This is a genomic window from Acinetobacter sp. BY419, assembly GCF_019038395.1.
Lineage (GTDB): Bacteria > Pseudomonadota > Gammaproteobacteria > Pseudomonadales > Moraxellaceae > Acinetobacter.
Map to the genome: position 1 here is coordinate 1 of NZ_JAGFXZ010000054.1, position 10,431 is coordinate 10,431.

The 10,431-nt window shown below is 34.5% G+C and carries 7 protein-coding genes and 2 pseudogenes; 4 read left to right on the top strand and 5 right to left on the bottom strand.

Annotated elements, in window-relative coordinates:
- Positions 1–360 precede the first annotated feature (360 nt).
- Positions 361–567: a helix-turn-helix domain-containing protein gene (locus KUG37_RS14190; RefSeq protein ID WP_216938080.1), complete on the bottom strand. Its 207-nt coding sequence runs from the start codon at positions 565–567 to the stop codon at positions 361–363.
- 93 nt (positions 568–660) lie between these two features.
- On the opposite strand from KUG37_RS14190, the gene KUG37_RS14195 reads away from it, so the two are divergent.
- The gene (locus KUG37_RS14195) at positions 661–1,149 is read left to right on the top strand and encodes a hypothetical protein (protein WP_216938079.1); all 489 of its coding nucleotides are present in this window, start codon (positions 661–663) and stop codon (positions 1,147–1,149) included.
- Between the two features lie 44 nt (positions 1,150–1,193).
- Positions 1,194–1,343: pseudogene (locus KUG37_RS14790) on the top strand (IS481 family transposase); the annotation flags it as partial.
- 286 nt (positions 1,344–1,629) lie between these two features.
- Here the strand turns inward: KUG37_RS14790 and KUG37_RS14200 are convergent.
- The 3 genes from KUG37_RS14200 to KUG37_RS14210 form a co-directional block, all read right to left on the bottom strand.
- A complete protein-coding gene (locus KUG37_RS14200; RefSeq protein ID WP_216938078.1) occupies positions 1,630–2,955 on the bottom strand; it encodes a type II toxin-antitoxin system HipA family toxin in 1,326 nt (441 codons plus the stop codon).
- The gene (locus KUG37_RS14205) at positions 2,949–3,314 is read right to left on the bottom strand and encodes a helix-turn-helix transcriptional regulator (RefSeq protein WP_062035453.1); all 366 of its coding nucleotides are present in this window, start codon (positions 3,312–3,314) and stop codon (positions 2,949–2,951) included. The genes KUG37_RS14200 and KUG37_RS14205 overlap by 7 nt, the downstream gene beginning before the upstream one ends.
- 482 nt (positions 3,315–3,796) lie before the next feature.
- Positions 3,797–4,489: a metallophosphoesterase gene (locus KUG37_RS14210; RefSeq protein ID WP_216938076.1), complete on the bottom strand. Its 693-nt coding sequence runs from the start codon at positions 4,487–4,489 to the stop codon at positions 3,797–3,799.
- Between the two features lie 160 nt (positions 4,490–4,649).
- Between KUG37_RS14210 and KUG37_RS14215 the strand changes: the two are divergent.
- Together KUG37_RS14215 and KUG37_RS14220 are read left to right on the top strand one after the other, a co-directional pair.
- Positions 4,650–4,841, top strand: a pseudogene (locus tag KUG37_RS14215) (IS5/IS1182 family transposase); the annotation flags it as partial.
- A gap of 293 nt (positions 4,842–5,134) precedes the next feature.
- Positions 5,135–7,867 carry a UvrD-helicase domain-containing protein gene (locus tag KUG37_RS14220; protein WP_216938074.1) on the top strand — a complete coding sequence of 911 codons (2,733 nt, stop codon included), beginning with the start codon at positions 5,135–5,137 and terminating at the stop codon, positions 7,865–7,867.
- A gap of 115 nt (positions 7,868–7,982) precedes the next feature.
- Here KUG37_RS14220 and KUG37_RS14225 read toward each other — a convergent pair whose 3' ends face one another.
- A complete protein-coding gene (locus KUG37_RS14225) occupies positions 7,983–10,274 on the bottom strand; it encodes an ankyrin repeat domain-containing protein (protein ID WP_216938072.1) in 2,292 nt (763 codons plus the stop codon).
- Positions 10,275–10,431: the final 157 nt, after the last annotated feature.

Consider the following 10,431-nt stretch of genomic DNA (forward strand, 5'->3'; position numbering starts at 1 on the left):
AATTACTTTTATGGCTTCAGCTTTAAATTCTGACGTGTAAAAATTTTGCTTTTTTCTCATGGTAAACTCCTGATGAGTAAGTATAGTTTACCAAGTTAAAGTCTCCGCTTTTTTCAGCACATATCAAATTTCATCGCTAAATTTTAAAACAAAAGATCAACAATTGTTTGTAAACAGAAAAACTAGACAGGCCCTAAGTAATTCAAATAAGGATTTACAATATCAAGTTGAAGCTTTAGAAAAGCAATTACACAAAAATACAGAGTTACTGATCAGAATCATCGATGAAGTAAAAGTAAAGTCTAGCGTTGAGATTGAACACATTTTGGCAAGATATTTATTTAAAAGATAAAATGTGTTCTAAGGGAGTAGTTGTTTTACATCTACTCCTAAGACTTTGGCTATTATGTAGAGCTTTTCTACAGTTAGATTGACCTCTCCACGTTCAATACGCCCCATGTAACTACGATCTATATTGCACTGTAAAGCAAGCATCTCTTGTGTTATATCCTTTTCTACCCGTATTTTACGAATAATACTACCAATTTTTAAAGATATTTCTGACATTCTAAGTCGTATGTATAAAAAATAGAAATATCCCTATTTGAGGATTATATATCCACGGCTTATAATCCTCTTTTAAGTTTATTGCTTGCAAATATGTTTGATTTTAATTTACCGCTAGGTGAAGAGTTTTTAGAAATTCTAAATTTGTGCGAAATTGTCGATTGGGAAGCTAAAGATTTCTGGAGTATTATCGATACTCCAGGACTTGCTTATCATGAAAGAAAAAAGCTCAGAAGTCAGACATATACCTGTCTTCATTTATTAAGAAAGCACGGTTATTTAGCCGTTGAACGTGCAAGCTATAAGAAGAAATTATTTTTATATAGTCAAACAGAAAAACTCAAAAACATAAAAAAAACATCAGTTAAAGTTGATAAAAAACATATCCTAGTTTCATTAACTGAAGAGTTAAATCTTAAAATAACAGAATTGGCATCACAAATTGAATATACTGCAGAGCTTCTGGTTTCATTACCTGAACTTGAAAGAGAGATCCTTAATTTTAGAAATTCTTTAGAGCATCAATTGAAAAAACATCAGATTGAAACTAATACTTTAAATCGGTTACTTGAATTCATATAACGATATGATTATTTGTGTGATTCATAGTCATCATTTCAATATAATTGGTATTTACGAACAGAGAAATTCAACAACGACTCGTATGGGTTAAATTATTTGAAGAGACCAATGATGCTGGCCTGGTTTGTCGGATATGCGGCAATTTTAGGCTAACGTTACGCAAATGGTTGAAACGATATTCTGAGCAAGGTATTAATATATTAAGTGGTCATAAGAATCATCTAGTAAAATCTCCAAATATTAACACTAGCACAAGTAAGTAATGCAACAGCGACCAAGCACTTGAATGATTATTAAATAAAGGATGTCTTCTTATAAAATTTGAAAGAGATGGACATAATATCTGTTAATAATAAACCCCTATAATGATCAATAATATGATCATTAATGTATGATTGTGGTAATAATGATAAAATATTTAATCTTTATGGGGGGAATCTAATACAATGGAATTCTTGTGCATGAGTTCTATTTTTAAAATTAGAACTTCAGTCTCAAATTTTCGGATACTTCAGCAATTAGTTTTTCAGGAACATTTGAAGCTTTAGCTAGATCCTTCCATCCTGACACAATCTCTATAGTATGATTTAAAACCTCTAGCACATATTTAGGAGTAAATTTTCGGCTTAAAGATTCTACAGAAAGAATATCTTCTAATACATAATCTCTGCGCTTACCATTTAGTGACATCCAGTGAGACTCTACCCAGATTGAACCTGGTTTATAACTAAATGCTAAGTCATAAGCAGGTGCCAACTCCCATTTCTGATCTCGAAGGATAAATGAGAAGTTTTTGGCATGATCATCGTGATTACGTGCCACAATATTGAAGATCATTCGCTTTAATAGTTGTTCAGCTTCAACAGCAGTCATTTTAAGCTCGCGAAGTACAAGAAATAGTTCTTCATAAGAAAATGATCCAGGCATCTTATAATCGACATGAGCCATTGCATTTAAAGTTTGCACATGCAGCTTTTCATTCCCGATTCTGTCATATCTTTGAGTTACGAAATGTTGTCTATCACCTTCATGCAGTAGATAACAAGGCATCATATCAATACCACAGGCAGTAGCCATTTGATAATAGACATATTCCATTGCACCATACCCTAAAGGATCACCAAATGTCTCTTTGTTGGTATTCCTCTCGGTTACACCATCAAATTTCATTAAGTAGTGTGTGTAACCCCTTGGAACATTCGCCTGCCCTGATCTGGCTTTTGTAAAATCCTCATTGAATGCTAAAACTGCTTTAGGTCTCGCTCCACCTGCACTTGTTCCTACGCTTAAGAGTGACAACATCGCTTCCTGGTCATCAGAGCCATCTGATCTCAGTTCGGCATCAAATTCGTTACGTGCCGATAAAACTTCCTGTGCAATAGCTACAAGTTCATCTATTTGAACAGATTCATTTGCATTTAATTCTCCACGAGCTTCAGCAGGTAAAAACCCTAATGCCCCCATACCACGCTTCCCTGTGTAACGAAGTCGTTCAATTGGGGTAATGCTATTTGCTGCACGTCCTTTTGAAGCTAGCCAGGTATTTAAGATACGATTACCAAAATCGTCTGGAAGGGAATCAGCTAGCATTCCAGGTAATCCTTTGAAAGTTTCAGGATTTAAAGCATTAAAGTTATATATGTAATTTTCCCGCAAAGGCATCATTAAAGGCGATAACTCTATACCAGCACTAACAAATTCTGGCATATATATAAACGCGCTTTGACCTGTCGTGGGATCAAAACTTAAAGCTCCAACATCTAATTCTTTGTATACAACTTTAATTACATCAACTTTATCTACCATCCTAAATCTTCTTCTCTTCTATTTGTCTTGTCAATTTTCTTGTTCGATACTGTTTTGTTGTGTGAACCAGATGCTCTCTTTCTCATCCGACCTCTTAGCTTCAATAATTCTATAGGCGATATCTGTTGCGGTGGCATTAAGTGGTCTAATTGATCAGTGCTTTCCAAAGCAATTAAAACAGCCATCAAATCCTGAATATTACCTCGCCCTTGTTCTAAATTTTTTATAGTGTAGCGACTCACGCCTGCCGATAAGCCGACTTCTTCTTGAGTAAGATCTAAATTAAGTCGTGCTTGTTTTAGTCGATCACCTAATTCACGCCCCATCGCTTCTGGTGTTTTCAATGCTCCAAATTTCATCGCTTCACCATTTCAGAATTTTCCTAATATGAGTTTACTTTATCATTTTTAATATTTAATGTCATTAGGATAATAAAAATCATCATTAAGTCTAAAATTACCTCTATATGATTAAATATTTAGTCATTATCAATGTTGGTTATAAACTAATGTTACGCACTCGATTGAAAAAGTCTTATAATTAGTAGCATGAATAAAAATTTATTAGACCTTAATTTATGAGTTTATCAACCCAAAATATTCAAAAAAATAGGGTCTTAGTTTATCTATTTAACCCTATTCTTGCTGTCATCTTAATATGCCATTTTTCGACTATTAAAGTCGTGAGCTGTCAACAAAAACTCACTCTCTGCAACACCCACTATGCCAACTTTATATCTAAACTTTTTAGCGATTCGAAGTTTACGCTCTAAATCACCAATTGATTATTTAATCATTTTGAAATTGAGCAGCCAACAATCCCCTTTCGATTTCACGAAAGCTTATGAAATTTTCTTAACGAATAACTTTTTAGTGTAAAATGAACCAACATCAATATAAAAACAATTATCAATTTGCACAGGTTCTCTTACGATTGTATGCCCTAGATAGATTTCATCAATTTTTGTAACAACATCATATTGATCAGAATAATTTCTTAATCTACCTCGTCCCCAAAGTGCATTTTTATAAGCAGATGTTATCCCAGGAATAGAATAATTACCTTTCTGAATATCCTGTTTGAGAAGTTCCCAATCATTGATTTCTACGTCAGCATGGACAAATCCAATTTTTTTAATACCAGTGTTAATTTCAATTAATAGTGGCAATTCGGAAAATTTTTGAGCGATTTGTTGTTGTTGATGTTCGCTTAACTTATAAAACCATTCGCCCCCATTCCTAGAATGCATATCTCGTATTGACTTATCCTTTCTTCCTAAAATACACATTTCTTCATGATTTCCCCTAATCATATGGAACCATGGATAGTCAAGTAAAGTAATGCATTCCAGGTTCTCATCTCCACGGTCGATTAAATCACCGACACTTATTAAAATATCTTTTTGAAAATTAACTCCTAATTTATCTAACTCTTTAAATAAAATTGAATAACAGCCATGAATATCCCCTACTACAAAAATGTTAGTTCCACTTGTAAAGGTCAGAGATTTAACTAAATTATTTGGAATATTCATGCCCATACTCATTTTCAATGATCACATAATTTTACACAGGTAAGAAATTTTCACTATTTTTTTCTGACCTCATAAATGATAATTTTTGACCACATAAAATTTATTTTGGTTATCTGAATAGCCACCAAAATTCTAGACACACCTAACCCATCTTTGGACTGAATTACTTCAAACCGTTAGACGATTGGGTAGAACCATTTGGAAAAAATGGTCGGGCTATCATCAACGAAGTTTAGTTGAAACCAAAATGCACTGTATCAAATTGTTAGGTGATAAATTGACATCAAGAAATTTTCAAAGCCAGTTTAATGAACTTCATGCACGTGTGGCAGTACTGAACAAATTTACCTAATTAGGCAGACCTCATACCCAAGTTGTCTCTTAAATTTGAATGATTTGGGAGAAATCCAGCTTTTGAATGTTTATGCAACAATGCCGATATAAACTATGCAAAAACATCAGTGTTTAAGCGAACCGAAGTTTGTTGCTTCACTGGGCTATAGAGTTGATCGTGGCATATAAGGGCGATTTAACATTTTAAATGTTTGTGCAACAAAGCCATACTTATTGCTGAAAAAAATATCTCATAACTTTATAATTATTCGCAAATATTTCATTATTTTAATAATTTTTCTTTAGGACATTATGGAAATTCGACCAAGTATACTTAGCTATATTTTTGCAGGTTCAACCAAATGGTGCATAAAATATGAATTTCCTGAGCTTACACTTTCACTCGATGGCGCTATTGTAAAACTGAGCCCTGAGCAGGTCTTAGAATCTTATATCCGTAAAGGATGGATGTGGTCTACAGTCACACTGAAAACACAGGATCAGAATTATCAGTTCAAAGGTCTGTTTAATGCTCAAGCAGAAAAACTTCAGACTGAAATTTACAATGATGCTGAATTTCTAAAAAACCAAAGAAATGCTGAACAGATTAAAATAACACTGCTCCCCTATTTATTCGAATACCAGAACTTCATTCAACAAAACCGTTATTTATCCCATCATTTTACGCAACTATTCAAATCAGATATTACTCAAAGATCAAAAGATCAAGTTGATCGATTCAACAGACTAATTCAACGAGACAAGTCCTTTGTCTTTGAACCACCTCAACAAGGTTTGTTTGAACAGCTAAAACAGTTTATCGAGCTTCCCATCAAAGCAAACCATGCGATTGATGCCAAAAATAAACGTTTCATTGACAGTGAATTAGTAGCATTTAAGGATTTTTTTGATCAGGTTGAAACTACGCCTCTCACTGAGGAACAGCGTATTTCTTCAATTATTTTTGAGGATCGCAACTTATTGGTCGCTGCGGCAGGTTCGGGCAAAACCTCGACCATTATTGGGAAAGTGGGTTATGCCCTTTTAACAGGTCTTTATAAGCCTGAAGAAATATTGGTTTTAGCATTCAATAGAAATGCTGGCGAAGAACTTAACGAGCGAATCAATTCAAGACTAAAAGCTATTCTTGAGAAGTTTAATACGAAAATCGATGCACTAAACTTTCATCAGCTTGGAGTAAGAGTAATCGGTAAAGCCACCTGCAAAAGCCCGTCCGTATCTGACCATGCAGGCAAGACTCAACCATTACTTAATCGAATTATTCAACAGTTGAATGAAACTGATCCTGATTTTCAGGAAAAATATCTTTTATTCAAAACAGCTTATTCAAAAGCACCACTATCGCCTTTTGCATTCAAAACTCGAAGTGAATGGGAAAAAGCACAAAAACAATCTTTTGACAGATTCAAAGATGGTTTTGTCACCTACCAAGGTGAACTCGTTAAATCTCATGGTGAAAAAGCCATTGCCAACTGGTTGTACAGCCAAGGAATTCCCTACGAATATGAACGTGCTTATGAACATGAAACTGCAGATGAAAATTATCGTCAGTACAAACCCGATTTTTATTTCCCAGATATTAATCTGTATTTAGAACACTATGCCGTGGATCAAAACGGCAAACCGCCTGCTCATTTCGGACAAAAATATTTGGATGAAATGAAATGGAAGTCGGAAATCCACCAGAAGTATAAAACTGATTTAATCAGTACCACCTTTCATGAATTTATTACAGGTTCTTTGTTCAAAAAGCTTGAACATGAACTTCAAACACGTGGGCAAATATTTCAACCGCGTAGTCTAAATGACATTAATACCAAAGCATTCTCCATCTACGAACAGAATGCTGATGACCTCTACGGCAGTTTTTTAAGCCACTACAAGTCCAATCAAGCCAGTGTGCTTAAACTATTGGAAAACCCATCCCTCACATTACGTCAAAGCTTATTCTTGGAATTATTTTCAAAAGTTTATGCAAAGTATGAAGAAACTTTGAGCTCAAACAAAGAGTGTGATTTTGATGACTTACTGATTGAATCTGCCAGACTGGTCAATGAAAATAAATATAGAAGTCCATTCAAACTGATTATTGTTGATGAGTTTCAGGATACATCTCAGTCAAGGGCACGTTTTATTCAGGCTCTATTAAATCAAGTTCCTGAAGCAAAACTGTTTTGTGTTGGTGATGATTGGCAAGCAATCTATCGTTTTGCAGGTTCAGACATCAGTATTTTCACTCAGTTTGAAAAAGTCTTCGGCTATACTAAACAAACTCAGTTGACTCAAACATTCCGTTCTAATCAGGGTATTGCCAACATTGCCAGTAGTTTTATTCAAAAAAATAAAGCACAAATGCAAAAAGTGGTCAAAGCCATTGACCAAACCACCAGCAAAGTGGTTGAAATAAACTTTTCTACAAAGAATGAAGATATACATAACTATTTGATTAAAATCATTTCAGATATCAATGAAGCTAACTTAGATAATGCGAAAAAAAAATCTATATATATCTTAGGTCGGTATAACCACCATAAGCCTAATTTAGATAATGTACTGCCATTATTCAGAAACTGTAATGTCCAATTTAAAACAATTCATTCATCTAAGGGGTTGCAAGCAGATTATGTAATTTTGGTAGGTTTGAATAAAGGTGGTAGTGCATTCCCTTCTGAAAAGGAAGATGATCCTCTTTTGAACTTAGTTTTACCACAACCTGAAACATATGCCTTTGCTGAAGAGCGTCGCTTGTTTTATGTTGCATTAACACGTGCAAAGGAAAAAGTTTATTTAATTGGTGAGCGTGGTTCAGTTTTTTTAGAAGAAATTTGCAAAGACCAAAATTTCAAAGAATTTATTCATATACCACAAGATGAACATAAACCAATCAACAGTGATATACCACCTGAATGGTTGTGTCCGAAATGTAGACAAGGAAGGCTTTGGAAAAAGAATGGTAGATATGGACCATTCATGGCATGTAATACCTATCCAAATTGCGACTATACAAGAAAACTGAAAATGTAATTATTTCTCTTTGGTTTAAATTTTACTTACTTAAGATCAACCCTAGAAAACGGCATTTTATAGATAGTAATATAATGTAGCCCTGTACGTTTTGATGTACAGGGCAGTTTTGCAATTAGCTGTTCATAGATAAAGATTGCTCTAGAACTTCAAGAATTTTTTTAAGTTCTTGTTGTGTTCCACAAGAATAACCATTTTTTCTACTTTGTTGCTCTAACATCTGCAGTGCTTCAGAATTCTCAATCAGATTTTCAACCAATTCTAACGGTGTGAATCCAGCATGATCTTTTTCCCAAAGTTGTTTTGGTGCTAATTCTACTAACTTTTCGACAACATAAATATTTCCAGACCAACAAGCAGTATGTAACGGTAATCTTCCATCCATTGTTCTCAAATTCCAATCAGAAGAGTCAGTACAGAAGGCATCAAAAACTTTTGGAGATCTAATTTTACAAGCTGTATGTAATGCCGTCATCCCTTGATAATTTTGAATATTCGCATCGGCTCCAGCTACTAGCATCTGTTCAACTAACATCGTTTCACGAGCCTCGACAGCCAACATTAATGGTGTTTGACCTTTTAGGTCTGGAATATCCAGTTGTTTTGGATATTTTTCAAAAATATCTTTTAATAAGTTTTCCCAAGCTTCTACTATCTTAGCATCCATCACTTTTTGAACTTTGAGAAATAGCTTCAGCATCAGCATGAGCATTGAGTTGCCTTCAACGTCAGGCAGATTAGATTTGAACAAAGCTTTATTAGAATTTAGCCAATCCTTCAATCCTGCTAAATTATGTTGTTCTAGCAAAGGAAAAAGTTTATCCAAAGCTGGTTTTACCAGAGTTTGACCAAGTGGTTGTTGAGACTTGATTCCAGGATACGGTTTATAAAGATCTTCCCAGAAATAAGAATATGCCCAACGTGCTACTTCCTCTATAGAAGGAATTTGATCACTTTCTATCATTCCACCACTAAGCATTTCACGATAATATTTTTCGTGATTGTTTGTGATAAGTTTTTGATTCGCTACTGCTACAGCTAAACAATCTCGTGCAATTTCTCCAGTCATTAGGCCATAACTGCCTTTAAAACTCTCTTCTAGTGCATCTCTGAAATATTTTGATGCCTCATCAAAATTATTTTGTGCCAATAAGTGCTTAGCTTTGTACTGTAAAATAGCAAACTTCCATAAATCATATCCTTCGGTTTTTTCTGCTTGATCAAGTAAAGCTTCAACCTTATTTTTACAATCTTTAGGTCTGTTTTTACTTTCACCATTTAAATAGTAAGCAAGCTCGGAGATAACAACTAGAATTTTCTCTATAGGCGTATTAGCTAGTTCTCTCATACGCTTAGCGGTCATTTCTTTCAAGTGAATAGGTAGCTCTGGTGACTGAGCTACGCCACTTACTACCCAGTAATTCTGTTCATTATGTAAAGCTCTCCATGGTGAGCTTTGTTGCATGCGAGCTTTCAACTCTTGAGTTTTGGTTTGTTCTTCATAAAAGTTATGGAGTTTACGTACAGTGCGTTCAGCAATTTCAGCACATGATTCCGGATCATGATCAATTACATCATCAATTACATCGCTTGCATCGATACGGAAGCTATAGCTCAGATACGTTGCTAGCTCATCAATACCTGTTTCTTTACTAGAGGGTAGAATTGAAAGAAATATGCTTTGTTTATCCCATTCAGGTAAATGAGCTTCAAACCACATATCTTCTGCAAATTCACCTTTATCTCTACAATTTCTCCATGCCTCGATAGTAAGGTTATAAACACCTTTATATAATGCAAATAGTTGTAGGACTTTGTTTTTTTTGAGGTCAACACAATACTTATCTACGTCAGGACACAGAGATTTGACTAATCGGTGATAAATATCCTGCACTGTACTAGCAACAATTAGGCGTTGGCGAATAACTTCTATAGAAGGTGCTGAATAGCGATTTAATAAGCATTCAATTAATCTAGTTTTTTCTTCTTCATTTACGTTCCCCTGCAAAATATGAGTAAGGATTTCCTCAGACAAAGGAATTTCAAATTTAAGCTTTTGAGCATTTAGTTCCTTTTTGTTGATAAAAGCTAATGCTTGATTAAATTGCTCATCCAGAGTGATAGTTTCATTTAGGGTAAAGGCACCTTCAAAATCTAAACATAGCCCTTTTGGGAAATATTCATAAATAGAGCTGTAACGAATAGTATTTGTACCATTCTTCCAGTTATAGAGAGAACGTCGTAAATTTTGAATGTCTATATCTAGGCTATGGTTGGCAACATTGTCTACATCTGTTCCTAGTAGATCTGTTAACCAGTCAATGACTTGTGGTACAGGTAGAATTAGCTTTTTATCACCATCACTTTCAACCACCTCTGGTAAATACCAGAAACGACCACCTGGCATACCTTTATCAAAAGGAGTCTCAATAGCTTGTGATGTGTGCTGAATTAACAGGATACTTCCACTTGGTAGATTCTATGCAGCCAACTTGTAAAAGTCTGCTGCCATTTGATTTGGTGTTTTAAAATCTAATCCTTTTTGAATTCTCTGCTGATTATAA

Coding starts and splice junctions, on each gene's coding strand:
- KUG37_RS14190 (WP_216938080.1), bottom strand. CDS start 567: ATGTCAGAAATATCTTTAAAAATTGGTAGTATTATTCGTAAAATACGG.
- KUG37_RS14195 (WP_216938079.1), top strand. CDS start 661: ATGTTTGATTTTAATTTACCGCTAGGTGAAGAGTTTTTAGAAATTCTA.
- KUG37_RS14200 (WP_216938078.1), bottom strand. CDS start 2,955: ATGGTAGATAAAGTTGATGTAATTAAAGTTGTATACAAAGAATTAGAT.
- KUG37_RS14205 (WP_062035453.1), bottom strand. CDS start 3,314: ATGAAATTTGGAGCATTGAAAACACCAGAAGCGATGGGGCGTGAATTA.
- KUG37_RS14210 (WP_216938076.1), bottom strand. CDS start 4,489: ATGAATATTCCAAATAATTTAGTTAAATCTCTGACCTTTACAAGTGGA.
- KUG37_RS14220 (WP_216938074.1), top strand. CDS start 5,135: ATGGAAATTCGACCAAGTATACTTAGCTATATTTTTGCAGGTTCAACC.
- KUG37_RS14225 (WP_216938072.1), bottom strand. CDS start 10,274: ATGCCAGGTGGTCGTTTCTGGTATTTACCAGAGGTGGTTGAAAGTGAT.